This window comes from Myxococcus sp. CA056 (assembly GCF_013336715.1).
Lineage (GTDB): Bacteria > Myxococcota > Myxococcia > Myxococcales > Myxococcaceae > Myxococcus > Myxococcus llanfairpwllgwyngyllgogerychwyrndrobwllllantysiliogogogochensis.
In genome coordinates this window covers 928,259-949,330 of sequence record NZ_JABUMT010000001.1, presented here as the reverse complement: position 1 = coordinate 949,330, position 21,072 = coordinate 928,259, and the positions used below count along the sequence as shown (strand labels likewise).

The window sequence follows — 21,072 nt, the reverse complement described above, 5'->3', positions numbered from 1 at the left end:
GATGCAGGGCCCGCGTTCGCGGAAGACGCTCGTGCGTCACGCCAAGACGCGTGGGCTTCAGCCCTTGGCCACGGCGGGAGGTGCCCACGCCCCGACGTGGCTCTGTCCCGAGTCGTCCCGCGTGACGGTGTGCAGCGTGCGGACCGGCTTGCCGGTGGCCGCGTCCAGCACGTGGTGGACGATGAGCGGCGTGACGGGCACCTCGGGCAGGGCTTCGTGGAGCTTCGCGAGGACGGCCTCGGGGCTCTGTGCTTCGAGGACGAAGGCGGTGGCGTGGCCGGTGAGCGCGGAGTTGATGAGCACCTGGAGGTCCTGCGGGCCGCGAGGCTCGTCCGCCAGAATCACGTCCGGGTCCTGCCGGAGGAACGCGCGGACCACCTGCGCGAGCGGCGCGGTGTCACCCACCTTCACCATCCCGAGCCGCGCATCCACGGCGCGCGGTTGCTCCAGCGCGACGAGGACGTTGGTGAAGTCAGGCAGTGCTTCCATCGCCGCGTGGAGGGACGTGCTTCGCCCGGTGCCGCGCGCGCCGGAGAACACCACCGGCTGTCCCTGGAACAGCGTATCGAGCCGCAGGAAGCGCTCCGTGAGGAACGCGGCCTCCGAGGGCTTCATGCCCAGCGCGGTGAACGGAGGCTGCGCGGCGCGGAGCTGACGGTCCCGGGCGTAGACGGTGACGCTGGGGGCGACAGGGCCCTCCTGGAACGTCACCCAGAAGAGGACGTCCGGGTCCTCCGCGCTGGGCGGATACGCCACGGTGCCACGCGCGGGGCGCGCCTCGTCCTGGCCTCGTTGGGACAGGGTGTGGAGGGCCTCGCTCAGCGACGCATGCAGCGCGGGAGCGAAGGGCTGACGCACGGGCAGCCGGTCTTGTCCGAGCATGCCCTGATGCCCGGGCGCATCGGCGCGGACGGTGAAGAACGAGGCGCCAGCCGTGAGGTCGTCCCCGTCGGCGTCGGCCCACACGGAGAAGACGAGGGTGCGCGTCCGCGCGGCGATGGAGAACAGGGCCGCCGCGGCCTCCTCGGGTGAAGCGGGGAGGGGCGGCGGACTGGGGACGGGGATGCCCTCGTCGGCGAACTGTTCGAGCAGACCGGCAATCAGCGCGGAGAGGGTCGTGGCGAGTGTGCTCAGGCGTGGGCTCCCGTGGGGTGCCGATGATTGCATGCGTCACGAGTCTTTGTGGTGACGATGACGAGGCTCGGGGCTACGAAGAGGGCATGAGCCAGGACTGGAATGCGACGAACGCGCCCACGACGGACTTCGACCCGGGCGCGGAGCACCGGGTGTTGACCGGAATGGTGGGCGCCTGGGAGGGCCTGACGCGCACATGGTTCGACCCGTCCGGTGCGCCCGAGGAGTCGCGCACCCACGCGAGCATCGAGCCGTTGCTCGGCGGGCGCTTCGTGCGCATCGACTACCACTCCACGGCGATGGGCAAGCCGCACGCGGGCCAGTTCATCCTCGGCTTCGACCGCACGGAGGAGCACTACACCGCGGCCTGGGTGGACAGCTTCCACATGAGCGCGAACATGATGGTCTCCACCGGCGCGCCTCGGGACGACGGACGCGTGTCGATGCTCGGAAGCTACACGGCGAGCATGTGCGACGAGCAGGGCGTCACGCAGAAGCAGCGCTGGGGCTGGCGCACGGTGATTCACCAGCCGGACGCGGACACCGTGGTTCTGGAGTCCTTCAACATCTGGCCCGAGGGCCGCGAGGACCGCGCGGTGGAGACGCGGCTGACGCGCCGCCGTCAGGGATAGTCACCGCGCTTCAGCGCACGCGGCGGAGCGAGGCCTTCGCGCCGGGCTCCACCGCCACCCGCATGTGCTCGGCCTCCTTGCGTGAGGGGAAGGTGTGCTCGAAGCCGCCCTCGACCGAGAGGAGGAGTCCCCTCGCCCGCGCGGCCAGCTCCACGCCTCGCACGGCGATGGAGCGCACTCTCCGCCGGTTCACTGCCACCCCGCCCTGGACGAGTTCGTCAGCCCGCACGGCAGGGTGTTCCAGGGCTCGGGCAGCGTCGCCGCTTCCTTCACCGCGCCCTGGGGCGTGAGCTGGACGCGTGTCCCGCGCGCCCCGGGAAAAATCCTGGGACGTGGACTCCTCGGCGCGGGCGGAGGTGAGGGCGATGGACAATAGCAGGAAGAGGAGCGCCCGCCGGGCGTTGCGCATGGGATAACCCTGGCGGACGGACGGCGTGCGCGACCGGAGGGACGCGCGGGCAGGGCCCAGGGCCCGGTGAGAGGACGTGCATGAAGCTGGATGACCTGGTGCTGGCGTTGACTGTCTCGTTGCTTCGCGTGGAGCGCGAGCAGTGGCTGGACGTCCTGACGCGGTTGGAGACGAACCTGGGGTCGGGGTGGACGCTGCGGCTCTTGGAGGTGCCAGGGACGTATTCGGTGGGCGCGCGCACGCGAGAGGGTCGGGAGCTGTCGCTGGAGGCGTGGCGCGAGGTGCTGGATGGCGAGGAGCTGGTGAGCGTCCGCGCCATGGACCTGGGGGGCCTGGGACCCGGTGAGCTGCCGGACCATGTGGCCGCGGCCTTCGTCAACTCGGAGGCCCTGGTGCTGGACGTGCGCACGAAGCAGGGCAACACCCTCTACCAGCTGGAGATCGTCTTCAGCAGCTCCTCGCTCATCACTCCCCGGCAGTTCGTGGACTTCGCCCGGGCCCAGTCGAACGCGGAGCGCGTGCTGGAGGCACTCTCACTTGTCATCACCGACTCCAATACGATGAACCAGCGTCCCGCCGTGTCGGCGTCACAGGTGGCGGACTACCTGTGCTCGCGCGAGGGGGCGGCGCTGTTCGATTTGATTGGCGGGGACCTGCTCAAGGAGCTCCAGTCCACGGTGCTCCGCCACGGCGGCGCGATGGTGCTCTCCGAGGACTTCCGCCCCTTCTTCCAGACACTGGACCCGGACGACTTCGAGCGGAGCCTCTTGCCGCCGGAGCGACTGGCGGAGTTCGTCCCGTCGGACGAGCGGGTGTACCTGTCGGGCGATGACTTCGGGCGGGACTTCGTGACGCTGGTGGAGGCGCAGCCCTTCGCGGAGGAGGTCTGGGCGCGCGCGGCGGAGAACCTCAACCGGTTCACCGCGCCGGATGCGACGCCATACACCTCCCAGTCTCTGAAGGAGTTGCTGGCCACGGCGGACCCGGCGGCGGTGCATGGGATTCCCTCCGGAAACCTCATGGAGGAACTCCAGATGACCTGCAAGGCGCGCGGCGCGGAGCTCATCATCCCGGAGCCATTGCGCGAGCGTGTGCGGGCGCAGGGGTACACGAAGGAGCAGCAGGCGAAGGACCCTGGGTTGATTCCGGAGCGGGAGCGACTGCGACTGGTGCCCAATGACTCGCGCTACCAGATGTACCTGTTCAACGCGCTGAAGGTGGCGCGCTCGCCGCTCCTGTCACCGCGCGCGACGACGAACACGCGGGCGGAGCTGCTGTCGAGCCTGAAGGACGCGGAGGAGTTCGCCACGCGCAAGGGCTCGCCCTTCGCCGAGGCCTTCGGACTGGCGCGCTTCATCCTGGAGAACACCGGCTTCCAGTTGCGTGACGCCGCGCCGGAGCGGCTGGCCGCGGTGCGCGAGGCGCTGCGGAGCGTGGGGCTGGGAGAGCGGGCGTGCGACGCGTTCGAGCGGCGCTTCTCGCTCGTGACGCTGTTCCAGGTGTTCCCCTCGTCCGAGGAACGGCTGAGGGGCCTGCTGGCGTGCTCGGTGGCGGATGTCTTTGGCGGGATGGGCTCGTGGAACGACGAGTTCTTCGAGTCCGACGAGGACCAGGCCTGGTACGAGCGGGTGACGCAGCGGCTGTTCCGCGCGCTGCGCGAGTTCTTCGTGACGATGGTGAACGCGCGCTGAAGGCGCGTCAGGCGTCGCGGTGGACGGTGCCCGGGGAAAAGGCGGGCAGGCAGATGGCGACGTACTCGGCGCCCTCGGGCTCGGGGGTGCTGTAGCGGACCCACTCGCCCGGCTCGCAGATGACGGCCTGTCCGCCGCGCACGTCGAGGAACCCGCCCTTGTGTTCGACGCGCAGGACGCCGGCGAGGACGAGGGTGATTTCCTTGAACTCGGGCTTCTGGCCCGGCTCCTCCCAGCCGCCCGGGCTGTTCATGTGGGCGACGCTGACGTCGGAGGTCTTGGTGGTGGCCCGGCCGACGAACTCATGGATGAGCTTCGGTTTGTTGCCCACGGCTGTCACGCGCATGGGGGCGGGAATCAGGGTTGGCATCGAGGGCTCGGTGAGACGGCGGGGTGATGTGTCCGGGTGGGGCACGTTACAGCACGCGGCGGCGGACACCCACCCCTTCCGAGTGAACCGAGGCACCCGCCACTGTTCGACGCGACAGGAACAGTCCGTCGCTACCGGATGTCACGCGGGCTACTTCGCGGCGGGCTTCGGCTCGGCCGGGACGGAGAAGCCGCCACCCAGGGCGAGGTGGAGGTTGATGCGCTGAATCAACTGCTCGCTGCGCACGCGCAGCAGGGCGACTCGTGCCGCGTCCGCGAGGAGGGTCTGCTGGAGCAGCGCGAGCAGGTCGACCTTCCCGACGCGGTAGTCGACATTCAGGAGCTCCAACGCGCGCGCGTGCTCGGCGACGGCCCGCTCCAGGATGACGCGACGCTCGCCGAGCACGCGCGCGCTCGTCAGCGCGTTCTCCACCTCGTTCGTGGCGCGCAGGGCCGCGGACGCGTACGCGCCGAGCGCCGCCTCCTGCTCCGCCGTCCGCGCGCGCACCTGCGCCGCCAGGGCCCCGCCGTGGAAGAGGGGCGCGAGCAATCCCGCCGCCACGCCGCCCGTGGGATTGGTGAGCGTCTCCTTCAGCACCACCACGTCGCTGTCGACCAGGCCCACGGCGCCCGTGAGGCGCAGCGAGGGAAGCCGCGCGGCCTTGGCCTCCTGCACGTGGTTGAACGCGGCGGCCACGCGGCGCTCGGCGGCCATCAGGTCGGGCCTCCGCTCGAGCACCGAGGCGGGAATGCCCGCGGGCACCGGGCCGGGCAGCTCGACCAGGGTGCCCCTGGGCTCCAGGGTCCCCGAGGGATAGCGCCCCGCGAGCAGCTCCACCGCGCGCACCGCCTGCACCCGCGTCAGCTCCAGCTGCTTCACGGTGTCGCGGTACGAGTCCAGGTTCGCCTGCGCCAGCACCAGCTCGTGCTCACTGATGACGCCGACCTGCAGCCGCGTGGTGGTGAGCTGGACCAGCTCCTCTCCCATCCTGACCCGCTCGACGGCGATGCATTGCAGGAGGTGGGCTTCGGTGGCCAGCAGCCAGCCCTTGGCCAGGGTCGCCGCGAGGGACTGCCGGGCGAACTCGAATTCGGCCTCTGCCGCGGCCAGCGTCTCCCGGGCCGCGTTGCGGCGATAGCGGAGCTTGCCCCACAGGTCGACCTCCCAGCCGGCGGAGATTTCGATGCCGCGCAGCACACCATCCAGCCCCTGGCCAAACCCGATGGATTCCTTCCCCTCCAGGTCGACTGTGGGAATCAGCCCCGCGCGGGCGACGCCGAGCATCGCCGACGCCTGGTCCACCCGCGCCGAGGCTGAGCGGAGGTCCGGGTTGTGTCCGAGCGCCTCGGCGACCAGCGCCTGGAGCTGTTCGTCCTGGAACGTCGCCAGCCACCCGTCCTGGATGCCGCCCTCCGGTGCGCCCGCCGCCGACCACGCGGTGGCGAGCGAGGTGTGAGGGAGTGCCTGTTTGACGACCTCGGGTCCTCGCGGCGGAGCGCGTGTGGGGCAGCCGCAGACGCCCCCGCCCACGACGAGCACCGCCCAGGCCCGGAGCCATCCCCACCGCCGGCGCTCGAACATGCTCCACCCTTCCTCAGTGCAGCTTGAGAATCAGCCAGTCCAGCTTGGTGCCCACCCGGAGAATCACCTTGCGCAGCACGTGCACCGGGTGGAACGACTGGGTGTAGATGGCGGCGTGGCCGCGCGCTCCCGCCGGGAGGACCTCGTCCGCCTCCGACTTCTCGACCTTGAGCGTGACGGCGTAGCGTCCGGGAGGCAGGGCTTCCCCGCCCGTCTCGGGCAACACCCCCGAGGTGGGGAGCTGCCCCTGTCCGGTCGCCCAGACCACGGATTTGACGTGGCACTTGATGACGCGGTTCGGGAACGCCTGGAGCGTGACCTCCGCCTCGTCGCCCGGCTGGACCTGGTGCAGCTCGTTCTGATGGAAGTAGGCGACCACGTTCTGCTCGTCCTCCACGAAGCTCATGACAGGCGAGATGGGCAGCGCCGCCGCGTAGGAGCCCGCGCGAAGCTGGAGGTTCACCACCGTTCCATCCGCGGGCGCGTACGTCACGGTCTCCCGGAGGCGCCACTCCGCATCCGCCAGCGAGGCGAGCGCCTGCTGCTGTCCGGCTTCGGCCTGGGCGAGCTCCACGAGCGTGCCGTCCACCGTCCGCGCCTCGAGCCTCTGGGTGACCTGCCCCACGGCGGCGTTCGCCGCGGCCAGCTCACCCTCCAGGTTGCGGACCTCTGTCTCCACCTGCTGCAAGTCGAACTGAGTGCCGGAGCCATTGGAGGCGAGGACCTTGTGTTGCCGCACGCGCCGCCGGGCCAGGTCCAGCCGGGCCGCGACGGAGGCCCTTCTGCCCTGGGCCGTCTTGCGCTCCAGTGACAGCTGCTTCTCGATGGCGCGAGCACCCGCGACCTTCGCGTCCAGCTCCCGCACCCTGGCCTTCAGCCCATTCACCTCCAATTGCGTGGACTCAGGGTCGATACGGAAGAGCACGTCCCCCTTCTTCACCGCGCTGTTGGGCTGGACGGGCACCTCGATGACGCGTCCGGAGATCCGCGGGACGACCTGCACGACGTAGTTCATCACCCGCGCGTCCGACGAGGACGGCGCGTACACGTTGGCCAGCAGGATGAGCACCGTGATGCCGATGATGGGCAGGGTGATGATGATGACCTGGGAGACGAAGTTCCACGGCAGCAGCTTGAGCTTGAAGAAGATCAGCCAGACGACGCCCGCGTAGACGAGGAGCAGCAGCAGTTCCATCAGTGCGGCTCCCCTCTCTCTTCGGGGGACGGTCCTTCGGAGGGTGTGCCTGGGGGGGCCGGGAGCGCGGCCTCGGGGCCGTGCGGAGGAGGGACCCGGTCATGCCCGTAGGCCAGCTTGTACAGGGACGGCTTGGAGTAGGCCCAGAGCCATGCCAGCGGCCACAGGAGCCCGCCGAAGAACAGCGACAGCAGGCACAGGGTCTTGATGGCATCCAGCTGCGGGTGATGGCGCTTCTCCGCGATTTTTTCCGGGAGGATGTGGAGCAGCCAGAACCCGGAGATGAGAATCACCGGGCCGATGATGATGACAATCCAGCTGAACACCTCCGCTGCGGTGTCCATCGCGTCGCCGCTGAGAAGCGACGCGTGCGCTGGACGCGGAGCCCACGCCGCCAGCCCCCACCATCGCAGCGCGGTGGTGGCCCCCCTTGGCCATCTCATGATGTCCGCCCCCTTGCTCCGACGACAAGCTATGAGGGGTTTCCCTACCGTCAAGGGGACGTTCGAGCGCGCGGCACTCCCGTCTGGCATCACTGTTCAGCGACCGGAGGGCCCCGCGCTTCCCGCCGGATACTCGCGCAGGGGGACTTCCCCTCGCCGCCAGCCCGCGAGCACCGGCTCGACGATTCGCCACGCCTCCTCCACCTCGTCGTCCCGGAGGGTGAGCATGGGCTGTGCTCTCAACATGTCGAGCAGGAGGTTCGAGTACGCGAGCCGTCCGGTGGCATGCGACCGCAGCTCCAGGTCCTGGGTGACCAGCGTCAGCTCCGGCCCGTTGATGTTCACCGCGAGGCGGACGTAGGGCTCCGACAGGCCGATGCGCAGCACGTTCTGGCCACCAGTCTGGCCTCGGTAGGCGTGGTCCGGCTCGAAGCGGAAGTACACCGCCACCTCGGCGTGTGACTGGGCCAGCGCCTTGCCCGTGCGCAGGACGAAGGGCACGCCCGCCCAGCGCCAGCTCGCCAGTTCGAGCGTGAGCTCCGCGAAGGTCTCCGTCTCGCGCGAGGCCTCGACTCCCCGCTCCCGGGAGTAGGCGGGCACCTTGTGTCCATCGATGCCGCCGTCCACGTACCGGGCGCGGACGCTGCGCTGGCGCACCTGCTCCGCGGTCATGGTCGGAATCGTCCGGAGCACGGCGGCGCGGGCGTCCCGGATGGAGCGCTCGTCGGAGCGCGCGGGCTGCTCCATCGCGACCAGCGCCAGCACCTCCAGGAGGTGGTTCTGAATCATGTCGCGGAGCGCGCCTGCGCGGTCGTAGTACGACGCGCGGCCCTCGACGGTGAGCATCTCGTCCCAGGTGATGGTCACCCGCTCGATGTGCTGCTGGCTCCAGATGGACTCGAGCACACGGTTGCCGAACCGCAGGGCGAAGACGCGCTGGACCAGTTCGTCCGACAGGAAGTGGTCGATGCGGAAGACCAGGGTGTCGGGGAAGCGCAGCCGCAGCAGTTCATTGAGGCGTTGGGCCGAGGTGAGGTCGACGCCGAAGGGCTTCTCGACCGCCACCACGCTGCCTTTCGGGAGGCTCGCCTCGGAGAGGGCCGCGAGCACCGGCTCGAACAGATGTGCTGGCAGGGCGAGGTAGGCGAGGACCGACGGGTGGATGCCGCCAAGCGCGCGCCGGAGGTCCTCGCCGCGCGTGGCATCCGCTCGCCGGTAACGCAGGCGGCGGAGGACCTCCGTGCGAGTCCGCGCGGAGGCGCGCGTCGCATGCGTGTCCAGGGCCTCGCGCATGCGCTCGCGGAATTGCTCCTCGGTCCAGTCCATCCGATCGACCCCGGTGAGGGTCAGCCCCTCGGGAGTCTTCTGCTGCTCGACGAGCTCCGCCACGGCGGGGAGGAGCAGCCGCGCCGTCAGGTCTCCCGAGGCGCCGATGATGACGAACGGGTCGATCATTCCCTCACCCTCCGGTCTACGAGTCCAGCGGGGGTTTGTATCCTTCAGCCAGGAGGTAGGCGCAGTTCACGAGCGTCAGGTGGCTGAACGCCTGGGGGAAGTTGCCGAACAGCCTGCGCTCCTTGGGCAGGTACTCCTCGGCGAGCAGGCCCACGTCGTTGCTGAGCGCCAAGAGCTTCTCGAAGAACCGCTGGGCGTCCTCTTGGCGCCCCATGAGGTGGTAGGTGTCCGCGAGCCAGAAGGAGCAGGCGAGGAACGCGCCCTCCTCACCTTCGAGCCCGTCCACGCTGTCCTCCGTCCGGTAGCGCAGCACCAGCCCGTCCGGCATCAGCTCCTGCTCGATGGCGAGCACCGTTCCCGCGACGCGAGGGTCGTCCGCCGGGAGGAACCCGCTGAGCGGGATGAAGAGCAGGCTCGCGTCCACTCCCTTCGAGCCGTAGTACTGGGTGAAGGTGTTGCGTTTGGCGTCGTAGCCCTTGCTGCACACCTCGTCGAAGATGGTCTGCCGCAGCTTCACCCACGGCGCCTTGTCCTCGCTCAAGCCGTACTCCTCAATCACTCGCACCCAGCGGTCCACGGCGGTCCATGCCGACACCTTGGAGGCGGTGAAGTCGTGCTTCGGACCGCGCATCTCCCAGATGCCATGGTCCGGATTTCTCCAGACCTCGGACACGCGCGTCGCGACGCTCTTGAGTGCCTTCCGGGCGCGCTCCGGCAACGTGCCCTTCAGCTTCGCGTGGAGGTAGAGCACCCCGGCGAACTCGCCGAGGATGTCGAGCTGGAACTGCGAGTAGGCCCCGTTGCCGATGCGCACGGGGCGGGCCCCCTCGTAGCCGTTCAGCCAGTCCAGCGAGACTTCGGTGAGGCGTCGCTCGCCCCGGATGCCGTACATGATTTGCAGCTGGGTCGGGGCGCCTCCAATGGCATTCACCATCCAGTTGCCGAAGGCCTCCGCCTCGTCGGTGAGGTTGCCGCGCATGAGCGCGTGCAGCGTCAGGACCGCGTCGCGAATCCAGCAGAAGCGATAGTCCCAGTTGCGCTCTCCGCCTGGAGTCTCCGGGAGTCCGAAGGTGGGCGCGGCGACGAGCGCACCCGTGGGTCGGAAGCTGCATGCCTTGAGGGTGATGAGGGAGCGGACGACCTCGTCCTGGTACTTCGCGGGCAGGCGGATCTTCGAGGCCCAGTCCTCCCAGAAGGCCTGCGTCTCCCGCAGGGCGGCCTCCGCGTCCAGCACGTCGGGGATGTCGCTGTAGGGGCGGCCCCAGGACAGCACGAAGGAAATCCGCTGGCCGGCGCGAACCGTGAACTCCGATTCGAACGGCGGGGGCGCCTCACCGGCTCCGCCTCGCAGGTAGAGGGCATCCGGGCCGGCGACGGCCGCGGAGGCACCGTCTCGCTTGCTGACCAGGGGCACGGTGTAGCCGTTGCCGAAACGGGGACGCAGATCGGAGCGCATCTTCACGGTGCCTCGGACTCCCTCCACCTGGCGCACCAGGTGCGGGCTGCCCTTCCGGATGGGCATGAAGTCCACGAGTCGCACCGCGCCTTCGTCCGTCACGAGCTCCGTTTCGACGATGAGCGTCTTGCCGCGGTAGCGGCGTTTCACCTCGCGCACGGGTGACGTCGGAGCCACCTTCCACCGCCCGTTGTCGGCGGTTCCCAGGAGCGAGGTGAAGCACGCGTCCGAGTCGAAGTCCGGGAGGCAGAGAAAGTCGATGGAGCCGTCCTTGGCCACGAGCGCGGCGGTGTACAGGTCGCCCAGGAGCGCATGGTCCTCGATGAGCAGGCCTGGTTCCGCCTGGGTCTCGCTGCCCCACCCGGTCCTCGGGGCCTCCCTCGTCTGCACGGTCTCTGTCGAAGCCATTTCATCCCCCCTGGGTATGTCTGTGCGTTGTGCGAGAAAGGTAGGCGCCGACACTTCGGATGCAATTCGAGCCCAGGGCTCGTCGTCGCGAAGCCCCAGCACGCGGGCGGCGGAGCGCTAGGGAGTTCGGGTCAGGCGTGCTGCGTGCAGCCCCGGAGCCTCGAAGAAGGACAGTGGCGACGAACGATGCGCGAGGTCTCAGCGCGAAGTCTCAGCGCGAAGTTCCCGCGTCGAGGACGCCGCCATCCAGCCATCGTGCCGGTGTCGTGTCGGAAGGCGCGCCCCAGGTCGAGCCGACAGGCGCGTCAACCGTCAAAGGTCCCGCGTCTTCGCGTGTGCCCGCGTCCAAGGACTCGAGGTCCATGCCGGAGCCGGGCTCTCCATCGAAGACGCGACGAAGGATGCGACCATCCACATGGACGGCATAGGCGGCGCCCGAGTCCAATGGAAGGACCTTGCCGTCACAGGCCGAGGGGTCCACGTCCATCCGGATGAAGATGATGTCGCCCTCCCGGATGAAGCGAAAGAGGCGAGCATCCTGTCGCTCCCAACAGTGTTTCCCCTGGTTCCCCGAGGGCAGGAAGTCGTTCGCCGCGAGCATCAGGGCCTTGAGCACCACGCCATCCAATTCGAGGGCGCTGCCGGAATCTTCCATCCCGCGCGCTGGCTGGGCGAAGAACTCCGGAAAGCGAAGAGCTGGGTCCACATCGATGGGGCGAGGGGGCATGGCTCGCGGACAACCCGCGACGAGCAGGAGCCATGGAACGAGCAATCGTCTCATCGGGCTTTCTCGAAGCAGGGGCTTCTCGTGGCGCGGAGCGTGAAGTCAGTGGCGTCTTCGTTCCAGGAGACGTGCGCGGTCTGTTCGCAGCTCCAGCGATTTCTTTCTCGAGTCCACTTCATGATGTGACCCGTCACGGGGACGTATTGGTGGAACCCGTCACAGGCGGGCTTCGAGAGGTCGTTCGCGAAGAACGCGACGATGGAGAGCCGAACGACGCCGTCCTTGGTCCGCGCCTCGAAGCCATGGGCGGAGCCTTGCTCCACGATGAAGCGGATGTCACCCCTGGACAGCGAGCTTCCGAACGGATGGTTGTGGAGCGCATAGATGTACTTGATGCTGTTTGGAGGGTAGCGCGAATCCTCGACGGTAGAGGGAAGCAGGCACGTCTTGAGTCGATGGAGTGGGTCTACCGCGGACTGGTTCGTGAGCTTGCTCACCATGTACTGGTCATCCGGCGTGTAATACACCCAGGCGCAGTACTCGCTCGACACGCGCCAGAACGTGCTGGCCTCCTGGTTGTCCGCGCGTCCCGCGCTCGCATGCGGTTTCGTGAGAATCCTTCCGCATGCCGCGAGCAGCGCATCTGAGTAGGACTCGAACGGTCCCAGCATGGGGCCAGGGAGCTTCTCGAGGATGGGTTGTCCTGGAGAGGGGCGGACGATGTCGGGGTCACTCGGACGCGCGGGTGCGCACGCGAGCGCGAGCACAGCCCCGGACTGGAGGGCGACGCGCGCCCTCACGAAGGCAATCCCCACACATCCATCGCGATGTCCGGCGGAGGTCGGTAGTCCTCGAGCCGAGGCATGGGCACGGGCTCGCCCGGTCCACCGGCGATGTCCTCGTACGTCAGCCAGCGTCCATCCGGCGCGGTGACGCGCGAGATGTAGTCCCACTCGCACGAGTCGTTGAAGATGACGAAGCACCACCCGTTGGAGCAGAGAATCGGCGTGTCGCCACCTCCGGAGTCCTCCACGAGCTGGAGCTGCCGCGTCGATATCGTGACCTCACCCCGCTCCAGCGCGTACAGCACCGCGAGCACCTCGTCCTCCGTCAGCTTGTGCTCGCTCGGCTGCTCCTGGAACTCCAGCCGGTTCCCGAACGGGTCCTCACCGTGGAACCGCCGCACCCCCGGCACCGCGAAATCCCACGTCACCGGACGCTTCGCCTCGTACATGCGCGAGGCCAGCGCATCCAGCGTCGCCACGCGGAAGGCCGGGTGCGCCTTCTTCGCCGGAAGAAACGGCTCCTCCACGCCGAGATGAAGCCCCCGCCCGTCCGGCAGCTCGAACCAGAGCCCGCCCCGCTTCGCGAGTTCTGGGGGTTTGGGAATCTCTCGCAGCCCGAGCAGGTCGCCGTAGAAAACACGGCCTCTTGCCTCCTCGCCTCGGGGCATCGCGAGCTGGATGTGATCGAGCCCTTGAATCATGTTCGCCGCTCCCCCTGTCGTGGCGCGTGAGTCTGCCGGGACTCCTGGTGCGGCAGAAGGGCCTCGTGCTGGCCCCAGCCACGTGTCCCCAGGCCCGCGCCTGGTGACACGCGTGGCCGTGATTCCACGGGGTTCCGCCCCTATTGACGATTGGCAGGCGACTTGAAATGGAAGGTGCAGCGGGCGCAGTGTGCCCATCACCGACGCCTTTGTCGGACCCCTTTCCCTTACAAGGACGCGCGATGCTTCCCGTCATCCTCGCCCTGCTCCTGTCGCAGACTCCGCCCGCAGCCAACCCGCGCCAACAGGGCGTGCCCATCGGCAAGGGCAAGGTGCTGCCCACCGTGCGCCTCAGCGCGCCTTCCGGCGGTTGGACGGTGGACCGGATGCTGCTCATCGAGGGCACCGTCAGCGACCCCTCCATCGACCCCATCGTCGTGTCCCTCAACGGCGACCGCTACCTCATGCGCACCTTCAACGGGCGCTTCAGCCGCAAGTTCCCCGCGGCCAGCGGGAAGAACGTCGTCACGGTGATGGCCACGAATCAGGCCGGCACCGCGCGCACCCAGGCCACCAGCTACGCGCAGGTGCCGCCCGTCCCGTTCAAGGTCATCCTCACCAGCGACACCGACGGCGTGTACACGGACCTGCACGTCTACGAGCCCACCGACACCAGCGAGAAGGACGGCCAGCTCGCGGTCTCCTCCATGGCCCACGTGTACTGGGCGGACACCTCCAGCCCGTCCGGCGGCACCTTCTTCCTCAACTCGCAGGGCGGTGACTTCGACCAGCCCGCGTATGGCCCGTACCTCTACATCCACCGCGCGCCGCCCAAGGGCGTGTACCTGGTGGCGACCAACTACTGGCCCAGCGGCGACAAGGCCCACACCCTGGCCACGCTCAACCTCGCGCTCTTCGAGGGCACGCCGAACGAGGTCCGCCGCATGGTGCGCATCCCCCTGGCCACGCCCGGCACCACGCGCGTGCTCGCCTGGGTGAATGTCCTCGGCGACGGCCAGGCGGAGGTCTACGTCCCCTCGCAGGACCCGAAGCCCACGCGCAAGGGCTGGCCCACGAACCTGGACGCGGCCCTCAAGGAACTCCAGACGAATGGCGACGGCGGCGGCGAGGGCGACTACTGACGCGCGCTGTCTGACGCGCCCACGTCCACCGCCATGCTCGCCCTGTCCCTGCTCCTGCTGTTGGAGGCCGCCGCGCCCGCGCCCGAGTCGCGCGACGTGCTGCTGCGCCGGCAGGTGGCCCAGGTCGCGCTCGCGCAACTGAAGCAGCAGGACGCCTTGTGGCACCCGGACCAGCGCGACTGCGCGGGCCTCATCCGCTTCGCCTTCCGCACCGCCTACAAGCGCATCGCCCCGGAGCGCCTCGCCACGCCGCTGTGGACGGACGCGCGGGGCAAGCCCTCCGACTTCGCGGACGCGGAGACGTTGCTGCACCACAGCCTGGTGTTCCTGGGCCGGGACGAGGCCACGCGCGACGCGGTGCGCACCGGTGACGTGCTCGCGTTCCGCCAGGAGCAGGACTCAGGTCCCAACTTCCATCTCATGCTGGTGGTGCGCCCGGAGGACCGGGCTCATGCACCCGCGCGAGTCGTCTACCATCCGGGGGAGAAGGGCGCCGCCGTGCGCACCGGGCTCCTCCACAACCTCGCCGACGAGGCGCCACGAGAGTGGCGTCCGGTGCCCACCAACGGCGCCTTCCTCGGCTTCTTTCGTTTCAAGGAGTGGATGCCATGACATCTCCGTCGAGCCCTTCCCCGGGCACGCCGCCTCCGGCGAGCCCACCGCCTGGTCGCGGCGGTCCTCCCAAGGGCCTGTTGATTGGTGTGGGCGTTGTCGTCGTGGGCGCGGCGGTGGCGGGGGCCTTTGTCCTCGGCCGTCGCTCCAGCTCGTCCTCCGGCGGTGACGAGGGCCCCAGCACTCCGCTCATGAGCGGCGCGAGCACGAACCCTGTCGCGGCCGCGCAGGTGGAGGGATTGCCGGAGCCGACCACCGCGGAGCTGGAGGTGCCCGGTACTGTTGCTCCCCAGGCCGTCTGGTTGGACGTGCACCATCCGCCCAAGGTGCGTGACGCGCTGGCGCGCAACGCGTGGCTGCGCTCGCAGCTGTCGCAGCCGCTGGGGCAGGGCTTCGTGGGCGGCTGGGCCGCGTTCTTCGGCTCCACGGGCGAGGACCTGAAGGGCGACTTCAAGGGCGCGGTGCTGGACCTGCTGGTGGGCCGCGTGGGCAACACGCCGTTCCGCGTGGCGTGGTTCGCTGGTGATGCGCGCGCGAGCACGCCCGCGTTCATCGTTCCCAAGGCGACGAAGTCCGCGACGGCGGCCTTCAACGCGCTGGACGCGGTGGCGAGCCGAGGCACCCTCACGGCGAAGACGTGCCCGGGTGGCACGCCCACCGCCGTCGCCGAGGGGCTGGAGCTGAAGCGCTGGCTGGTGGCGGAGCAGACGCTGTGGGCGGGCAAGACGCCGGACCGTCTGGTCATGGCGCGCCACCCCGTCGCGGTGCTCCAGGGCCTGTGCGCCGAGGTGCCGGAGCTGAGCGCCGAGGACAACGTCGACGTGGAGCTGGGTTTCCAGCCCGAGTCGTTCGGCCGAGACGCGCAGCTGTTCGCGCACGTGCTGGGGCTGTCGCCGGACACGCGCCTCCAGTTCGGCGTGGAGGGTGACCGCCTGGTGGGCCGGGGCATCGCGGGCGAGCTGATGGAGGGCACCGTGCGCCTGGACAAGGCGGCGCTGTCCGACGAGCTGCTGAAGCTGGTGCCGGAGGAGACGCCGGTGCTGCTGGCCATGCAGCTGAAGCTGCCGGAGACGCTGTCGGCGGAGACGCTGAAGGCGTTCTGGAAGTCGGGCGGCGAGGGGGCGACGCGCACGCGGCAGGTGGCGGTGGTGTGGACGCCGCGCGGGGACTCGGCGCTGCCTCAGGAGGTGGCGGTGCTGTGGGGGCGGCCCGAGGATGGGACCGCGCTGGAGGGCTTCTTCTCCGGAGGGTCGAGCAGGCTGCAGCAGGCCACGCTGTGCAACCACGTGGTGCTGGCGTCGAGCGAGGCGGAGCTGAACGCGCTGCGCATGTCGTGCGCGGGCAGCAAGCCGAGCATGCTCGCCGCGCCGGGGCCGGTGCTGGCGGGGCTGCGTGAGCCGGGCTCGTTGGCCTTCGGGGTGAATCTGGGACGGCTGCTCAGCGGCCTCACCATGGACGGTTTCCTGTCCGAGTCCCGAGTGGGGCGCAACGCGCCGATTCCGAAGGCGGCGCCCCCTGAAATCGAAGCGGCGCGGCGCGACCTGGAGTCGCTGCCGTACCTGGGCCTGCGCGGCACCGTGCAGGGCGATTCGCTGGTTCCTGGAGGTTTCGGGTCATGAGGATGGTAGCTCGACTCGCGGTACTGACGGCGGTGGCGCTGTCCGGCGTGGCGATGGCCAAGCCGCTCTACATCACCGTGCCGCGCTCGTATGGCAGCGGCGAGCCGGTGGCGGTGGACGTGGCCTTCGAGGACAAGGGGCCGGTGGAGCTGCGCGTCCTCAAGCCCGACAACGTGGATGCGTTCATCCGCGCCCAGGGCGACCTGCGGCGCGCGTACCAGACGCCGCCGACGATGAACAACCCGGGCCGCGCGCTCAGCCGCGGCGTCAACGCGGTGGGCCTGCCGGGCCGGTGGTTGCTCGACGGGCTCAACCAGAACTTCCGCGAGGACATGCTGACCGTCCTGCCGCCCGCGCCCAACGTGCCCGGCTCCAACGAGCCGTTGGCCAAGGTGGCCGAGGGCGCCAAGAAGCTGGTGGGCGTGCCGCCGGGCTTCACCGTGACTCGCAGCCAGTGGCTCAACCTGGACCTGGGGGGCGCCGAGCGTGACTTCAACGTGCCCGGCTTCAACTCGAGCGGTGGCTACGGCTTCCAGGAGCGCCGCGTGCTGCTGGCGCCGCTGCCGGCCGGCACCTACGTCCTCCAGTTGGTGCAGGGGCTCGTCGAAGGTCAGGTGGTGCTCGTCGTCAGCGATTTGACGGTGCAGCTGAAGCAGACGGATGGCGAGGTGCTGGTGCGCGTGGCCGGCAAGGACCAGAAGCCGGCCGTGGGCGCGCAGGTGCAGGTGTACCTGCCCAAGGGCAAGGGCCCCGCGGGGAAGACGGACGCCAAGGGCGAGGTGCGGCTGGACGTGACGGAGCCGCGCATCATCGCCACCGCGTCGGTGGGCGCCGACACGGCGATTGTCGACACGGACTTCTACTCCACGCTGGCGGTGGCGCCGGACGTGTTCATCTACAGCGACCGGCCCATCTACAAGCCGGGCCACGAGGTGAAGTTCCGTGGCGTGCTGCGCCAGCCGGACACCTTCCTGGCGCGCCTGTTCACGCCGAAGAAGAAGGACGTGACGGTGAAGCTCGTGTCCCAGGAGGGCCGCGCGCTCACCACGCGCGTGTCGGTGGACGAGTTCGGCGCCTTCCACGGCACGCTCAAGGTGCCTGACGATTTGGGCACGGGCGTGCTGCGCGTGGAGGCGGAGCTGGACGGTCAGCCGCACCAGGGCGAGGCGCGCGTGCAGGACTACGTGAAGCCGACCTTCTACCTGGAGGCGGAGCCCGAGTCGGAGACGGTGGTGCCCGGCCAGTCGCTGCGCGTGAAGGTTCGCGCGCGTCGCTACGCGGGCGGCGTGCCCGCTGGCGCGAAGTATGAGGTGTTCCTGTACCGCAGCCTGCTGGACGCGCCCGCGTGGGTGGATGACGCCGGCAAGGGTGGCCAGGGCAGCGACGTGACGTACGGCTCGCAGTCCAGCAACGAGGGCAAGCTGAGCGTGCCGGAGCGGCTGTACTCCTCCGTGGCGGAGCGCGGAGTGACCGAGGACCCGTGGGCCAGCGCCACCGGCTTCGACGCGAGCGGCGAGGCGGCGATTGAGGTCGCGGTGCCGGAGCTGAAGGCGGGGGAGGAGCGGCTGCCGTATCGCTACTCGCTCACCGTGCGCGCGCGGGATGACCAGGAGACGTTCGCCAACTCGACGACGTCGTTCTTCCTGTCGAAGGTGGAGGTGCTGGGCACGGCGCGCTACTCGGACGCGGTGGTGGCCAAGGGCGGCGAGGCGCTGCTGTCGGTGCGCGCGACGACGCTGTCGGGCAAGGCCTACGGCGTCACGCAGGGCGAGGTGGAGTTCGTGCTGCGCAAGGCGGACGGCGCGGAGAAGAGCCTGGGCAAGCGCTCGTTCACCACGGCGGCGGACGGGACGCACCGCGAGAAGGCGCCCACGTCGGATGTGGGCGCGGTGCTGGCGCGCGTGGTGGTGAAGGACAAGCGCGGCGAGACGTGGCAGGGCGAGGAGTCGCTGCTCGTCATCGGCTCGGCGGACGAGGCGGTGGCCCAGGTGCCCAACCTCACGCTGGCGTCGCTGTCGGGCACGCTGGAGCCGGGGGACTCGGCGCGGATGGTGGCGCTGATGCCGGATGGCTGGGGCGCGGGCGGCCGTGACGCGGGCCCGGTGTGGGTGACGCTGGCGGGCGCCAGCATTCATGACACGCAGGTGGTGGAGCTGACGGGCCGCACGCTGGTGCACAGCTTCAGCGTGGAGAAGCGGTTCGGCGGCGCGGTGTATGCGTCCGTGGCGTACCCCACGGCGACGGGCCGCTGGGAGGAGCGCACGGTGGCGTTCCGCGTGATTCCACGCGAGCGCACGCTCACCGTGGAGCTGCAGCCGCGTCGCGCCGAGGCCACGCCGCTGACCGAGCAGACCATCGACGTGCGGGTGGTGGACCACGAGGGCAAGGGTGTCGTCGCGCAGCTGTCGCTGGGCGTGGTGGACAAGGCCGTCTACGCCATCCAGTCCGAGTTCCGTCCCAAGGTGCTCGACTTCTTCTACCCGCCGACGCGCAACAACGTGTCCAACTTCTACTCCTCGGAGTTCCAGGGGTACGGGTACGGCGAGGCGCTGGCGCGGAAGATGGCGGGGCTGCCGGACCATGCCTTCGCGTCCATCAAGCCGCCCAGCCGTCAGGCGAAGGACATGGAGAAGGACACGGCGCACTGGGACCCGACGGTGGTGACGGACCGCGACGGGCGGGCCACGGTGCGCTTCACGCTGCCGTCCAACCAGACGTTGTGGGTGGTGACGGCGGTGGCGGCGGACACGTCCGGTCGCTTCGGCGAGGGGACGTCCGAGTTCGCCACGCGCGGCGGTCTCAACCTCTACGCGTCGCTGCCGCAGTTCCTGCGCGAGGGTGACGAGGCGCTGGCCTCCATCCGCCTGTCGGCGGGTGAGAAGTCGCCGGCCAGCCAGTTGCTGGAGGTGAAGCTCGCGTCGCTGGGTGCGCTGAAGGCGGACCAGTCGCAGCACAAGGTGGAGCTGGCGAAGGGCGGCGAGCAGGTGGTGCCGCTGACGCTGCGTGCTTCCTCGACGGGTGACGCGCAGCTCGCGGTGGACGTGTCGGGAGGCAAGGACCCGCTGAAGGACCGCAAGCTGTTCCAGGTGGAGCCGGCGGCGGTGGAAGACGTCGTCAAGGTGAGCGCCTGGGGCGGTGGCGCGCTGGAGGTGCCGGCGGCGAAGGAGGCGACGCTGACGCGCGTGGAGCTGGTGCTCCAGCCGTCCATCGTCGACGCGGCGCTGTCCAACGTGCGCGAGCTCCTGACGTACCCGTACGGGTGCCTGGAGCAGCTCGTGTCGACGACGGTGCCCAACGTGGCGGTGTACCAGGTGCTCCAGCAGGCGGGTGCGCTGGCGAAGCTGGACACGGACACGCAGGCGCTGCTCGCGGAGGCGCGCAGCCGTTCGGTGCAGGGCACCGCGCGCATCCTCAACCTGTCGGTGAAGGGCGGTGGCTTCACGTGGTTCGGTGGCTACAACACGCCGAGCCTGCCGCTGACGCTCATCGCGCTGGACGGTCTGGCGTACGCGGCGGAGGCGGGCCTGGTGGACCGCGCGGACCCGCGCCTGGTGGAGAGCGCGCGCTGGCTGGAGGCGCAGGAGGGCCTGCCGCCCGAGTACGAGGCCACGCGGGCCTACGTGCTGGCGCGGCTGGAGGGGCCGAAGCAGGCGGCGCGTGTGCGTGCGCTGGTGGAGGCTTCCGAGTCCGGTGAGCTGTACCCGCTGGCGCTGGCGGTGCTCGCGGCGGAGAAGGCGGGCGTCATCAAGGAGCCGGCGCTCCAGGCTCGCATCAATGCGCTGGTGAAGCGCAGCTCGGAGGGCTTCACCACGTTGGCCGCGTACAAGCCGGGCCAGGAGCTGGAGATGTCGGAGGCGTTCTTCCGCTTCCCGCTGCGGCGCGTGGGCATGACGGCGATTGCCGCGCACGCGGCGTCGTTCGGCACGCTGGATGTCACCCGTGCACGCAAGCGCATCCTGGAGATGCTGTCGGAGCCGGACCTGTCGACGTTCGACCGGAGCACCGCGCTCCTGCACTCGCTGTGGCTGCTGGAGCGCGATGCGAAGGCGTTCAAGGGCATGACGCCGCCGGAGGTGAAGGGCACCCAGGGCGGGGTGAAGTTCTCGCCGCGCGGCATGGGGCTCGTCGCGACGCTGGCTCCGGGGACGCGCACGGTGGACGTGGGCGGCTTCGACGGCGTGGCGACGTTGCAGGCCACCGCGCTCACGCCGCTGTCCGCGGTGCGTGCGCAGGCGGAGGGCATGTCGATTTCGCGTGCGTACTACGCGCTGCGCGAGGGCGGGAAGGTGAAGCTCGGCGCGGGGGACACGGTGTCCCAGGGCGAAGAGGTCTACGTGGAGCTGACGATGGACGCGCGCGGGAGCAACAAGGTGCGTTCGGCGTACTACGTGGTGGAGGACGCGGTGCCCGCGGGCTTCGTGGCGCTCCAGGAGGACAAGGCGTTCCGCGGTCCTCCGCACTCGCTGCCGCTGGTGCCGGAGGCGCTCAAGCGCCGGGTGCTGAGCCCGGAGCGGGCGACGTTCTTCTTCGAGGAGCCGGCGTGGTGGAGCGACAGCCCGCGCACGGTGGGCTACGTGCTGCGCGCGCAGTTCCCCGGCACGTTCTCCGCGCCTCCCGCGAGCATCGAGGACATGTACGCCGCGAGCATCCACGGCCGCACGGCCGCGGACTCGCTGAAGGTGGTGCCGTCGAAGAAGGGCACGGGAGACCTGTAG

General features: G+C 69.7%; 17 protein-coding genes. 6 read left to right on the top strand and 11 right to left on the bottom strand.

What is annotated here, in order from left to right:
* Positions 1 to 57 precede the first annotated feature (57 nt).
* Entirely contained in the window at positions 58 to 1,167 is a 1,110-nt protein-coding gene (locus HUA76_RS03835) for an ATPase, T2SS/T4P/T4SS family (RefSeq protein WP_174460028.1), read from the bottom strand.
* On the opposite strand from HUA76_RS03835, the gene HUA76_RS03830 reads away from it, so the two are divergent.
* Positions 1,158 to 1,766, top strand: a complete 609-nt coding sequence (locus tag HUA76_RS03830; protein ID WP_174460027.1) for a DUF1579 domain-containing protein — start codon at positions 1,158 to 1,160, stop codon at positions 1,764 to 1,766. The genes HUA76_RS03835 and HUA76_RS03830 overlap by 10 nt on opposite strands.
* Before the next feature lie 10 nt (positions 1,767 to 1,776).
* Here HUA76_RS03830 and HUA76_RS03825 read toward each other — a convergent pair whose 3' ends face one another.
* Complete coding sequence (locus HUA76_RS03825) at positions 1,777 to 1,959, bottom strand: hypothetical protein (RefSeq protein WP_174460026.1); 183 nt, start codon at positions 1,957 to 1,959, stop codon at positions 1,777 to 1,779.
* A gap of 296 nt (positions 1,960 to 2,255) precedes the next feature.
* Here HUA76_RS03825 and HUA76_RS03820 point away from each other — a divergent pair, with 296 nt between their 5' ends.
* Positions 2,256 to 3,866 carry a hypothetical protein gene (locus tag HUA76_RS03820; protein WP_174460025.1) on the top strand — a complete coding sequence of 537 codons (1,611 nt, stop codon included), beginning with the start codon at positions 2,256 to 2,258 and terminating at the stop codon, positions 3,864 to 3,866.
* Between the two features lie 7 nt (positions 3,867 to 3,873).
* Here HUA76_RS03820 and HUA76_RS03815 read toward each other — a convergent pair whose 3' ends face one another.
* The 9 genes from HUA76_RS03815 to HUA76_RS44880 all read right to left on the bottom strand — a co-directional run bounded on the left by HUA76_RS03815 (position 3,874) and on the right by HUA76_RS44880 (position 12,984).
* Positions 3,874 to 4,236 carry a cupin gene (locus HUA76_RS03815; RefSeq protein WP_141643088.1) on the bottom strand — a complete coding sequence of 121 codons (363 nt, stop codon included), beginning with the start codon at positions 4,234 to 4,236 and terminating at the stop codon, positions 3,874 to 3,876.
* Positions 4,237 to 4,386: 150 nt separating this feature from the next.
* The gene (locus HUA76_RS03810) at positions 4,387 to 5,817 is read right to left on the bottom strand and encodes an efflux transporter outer membrane subunit (protein WP_174460024.1); all 1,431 of its coding nucleotides are present in this window, start codon (positions 5,815 to 5,817) and stop codon (positions 4,387 to 4,389) included.
* Between the two features lie 13 nt (positions 5,818 to 5,830).
* The gene (locus tag HUA76_RS03805) at positions 5,831 to 7,012 is read right to left on the bottom strand and encodes an HlyD family secretion protein (protein ID WP_174456906.1); all 1,182 of its coding nucleotides are present in this window, start codon (positions 7,010 to 7,012) and stop codon (positions 5,831 to 5,833) included.
* A complete protein-coding gene (locus HUA76_RS03800) occupies positions 7,012 to 7,455 on the bottom strand; it encodes a DUF3302 domain-containing protein (RefSeq protein ID WP_174456905.1) in 444 nt (147 codons plus the stop codon). The genes HUA76_RS03805 and HUA76_RS03800 overlap by 1 nt, the downstream gene beginning before the upstream one ends.
* A gap of 96 nt (positions 7,456 to 7,551) precedes the next feature.
* Complete coding sequence (locus HUA76_RS03795) at positions 7,552 to 8,910, bottom strand: glucose-6-phosphate dehydrogenase (protein WP_174456904.1); 1,359 nt, start codon at positions 8,908 to 8,910, stop codon at positions 7,552 to 7,554.
* Positions 8,911 to 8,926: 16 nt separating this feature from the next.
* On the bottom strand, positions 8,927 to 10,774 hold the full coding sequence (locus HUA76_RS03790) for a glycoside hydrolase family 15 protein (RefSeq protein ID WP_174456903.1): 1,848 nt from the start codon (positions 10,772 to 10,774) through the stop codon (positions 8,927 to 8,929).
* A gap of 211 nt (positions 10,775 to 10,985) precedes the next feature.
* The gene (locus HUA76_RS03785; protein ID WP_174460023.1) at positions 10,986 to 11,429 is read right to left on the bottom strand and encodes a hypothetical protein; all 444 of its coding nucleotides are present in this window, start codon (positions 11,427 to 11,429) and stop codon (positions 10,986 to 10,988) included.
* Positions 11,430 to 11,551: 122 nt separating this feature from the next.
* Positions 11,552 to 12,169, bottom strand: coding sequence for a hypothetical protein (locus HUA76_RS03780; protein ID WP_217439215.1), 618 nt, complete (start codon positions 12,167 to 12,169; stop codon positions 11,552 to 11,554).
* 125 nt (positions 12,170 to 12,294) lie between these two features.
* Positions 12,295 to 12,984: a hypothetical protein gene (locus tag HUA76_RS44880; RefSeq protein WP_217439214.1), complete on the bottom strand. Its 690-nt coding sequence runs from the start codon at positions 12,982 to 12,984 to the stop codon at positions 12,295 to 12,297.
* 242 nt (positions 12,985 to 13,226) lie between these two features.
* Here HUA76_RS44880 and HUA76_RS03770 point away from each other — a divergent pair, with 242 nt between their 5' ends.
* From HUA76_RS03770 to HUA76_RS03755, 4 genes are read left to right on the top strand one after another with little or no spacing between them, the layout of a single operon-like run.
* Complete coding sequence (locus HUA76_RS03770; RefSeq protein ID WP_141643095.1) at positions 13,227 to 14,126, top strand: DUF2135 domain-containing protein; 900 nt, start codon at positions 13,227 to 13,229, stop codon at positions 14,124 to 14,126.
* Between the two features lie 33 nt (positions 14,127 to 14,159).
* Complete coding sequence (locus HUA76_RS03765; RefSeq protein ID WP_141643096.1) at positions 14,160 to 14,738, top strand: DUF1175 family protein; 579 nt, start codon at positions 14,160 to 14,162, stop codon at positions 14,736 to 14,738.
* Positions 14,735 to 16,357 (top strand): hypothetical protein, encoded by a 1,623-nt coding sequence (locus tag HUA76_RS03760; protein WP_217439213.1) that lies wholly within the window; start codon positions 14,735 to 14,737, stop codon positions 16,355 to 16,357. The genes HUA76_RS03765 and HUA76_RS03760 overlap by 4 nt, the downstream gene beginning before the upstream one ends.
* Positions 16,354 to 21,072, top strand: coding sequence for an alpha-2-macroglobulin (locus tag HUA76_RS03755; RefSeq protein WP_174460021.1), 4,719 nt, complete (start codon positions 16,354 to 16,356; stop codon positions 21,070 to 21,072). Before HUA76_RS03760 ends, HUA76_RS03755 begins: the two co-directional genes overlap by 4 nt.

Bases quoted from the DNA above. Each gene is read 5' to 3' on its own strand.
- HUA76_RS03830 (WP_174460027.1), top strand. From the start codon at position 1,158: ATGATTGCATGCGTCACGAGTCTTTGTGGTGACGATGACGAGGCTCGG.
- HUA76_RS03835 (WP_174460028.1), bottom strand. From the start codon at position 1,167: ATGCAATCATCGGCACCCCACGGGAGCCCACGCCTGAGCACACTCGCC.
- HUA76_RS03820 (WP_174460025.1), top strand. From the start codon at position 2,256: ATGAAGCTGGATGACCTGGTGCTGGCGTTGACTGTCTCGTTGCTTCGC.
- HUA76_RS03815 (WP_141643088.1), bottom strand. From the start codon at position 4,236: ATGCCAACCCTGATTCCCGCCCCCATGCGCGTGACAGCCGTGGGCAAC.
- HUA76_RS03810 (WP_174460024.1), bottom strand. From the start codon at position 5,817: ATGTTCGAGCGCCGGCGGTGGGGATGGCTCCGGGCCTGGGCGGTGCTC.
- HUA76_RS03805 (WP_174456906.1), bottom strand. From the start codon at position 7,012: ATGGAACTGCTGCTGCTCCTCGTCTACGCGGGCGTCGTCTGGCTGATC.
- HUA76_RS03800 (WP_174456905.1), bottom strand. From the start codon at position 7,455: ATGAGATGGCCAAGGGGGGCCACCACCGCGCTGCGATGGTGGGGGCTG.
- HUA76_RS03795 (WP_174456904.1), bottom strand. From the start codon at position 8,910: ATGATCGACCCGTTCGTCATCATCGGCGCCTCGGGAGACCTGACGGCG.
- HUA76_RS03790 (WP_174456903.1), bottom strand. From the start codon at position 10,774: ATGGCTTCGACAGAGACCGTGCAGACGAGGGAGGCCCCGAGGACCGGG.
- HUA76_RS03785 (WP_174460023.1), bottom strand. From the start codon at position 11,429: ATGGAAGATTCCGGCAGCGCCCTCGAATTGGATGGCGTGGTGCTCAAG.
- HUA76_RS03780 (WP_217439215.1), bottom strand. From the start codon at position 12,169: ATGCTGGGACCGTTCGAGTCCTACTCAGATGCGCTGCTCGCGGCATGC.
- HUA76_RS44880 (WP_217439214.1), bottom strand. From the start codon at position 12,984: ATGATTCAAGGGCTCGATCACATCCAGCTCGCGATGCCCCGAGGCGAG.
- HUA76_RS03770 (WP_141643095.1), top strand. From the start codon at position 13,227: ATGCTTCCCGTCATCCTCGCCCTGCTCCTGTCGCAGACTCCGCCCGCA.
- HUA76_RS03765 (WP_141643096.1), top strand. From the start codon at position 14,160: ATGCTCGCCCTGTCCCTGCTCCTGCTGTTGGAGGCCGCCGCGCCCGCG.
- HUA76_RS03760 (WP_217439213.1), top strand. From the start codon at position 14,735: ATGACATCTCCGTCGAGCCCTTCCCCGGGCACGCCGCCTCCGGCGAGC.
- HUA76_RS03755 (WP_174460021.1), top strand. From the start codon at position 16,354: ATGAGGATGGTAGCTCGACTCGCGGTACTGACGGCGGTGGCGCTGTCC.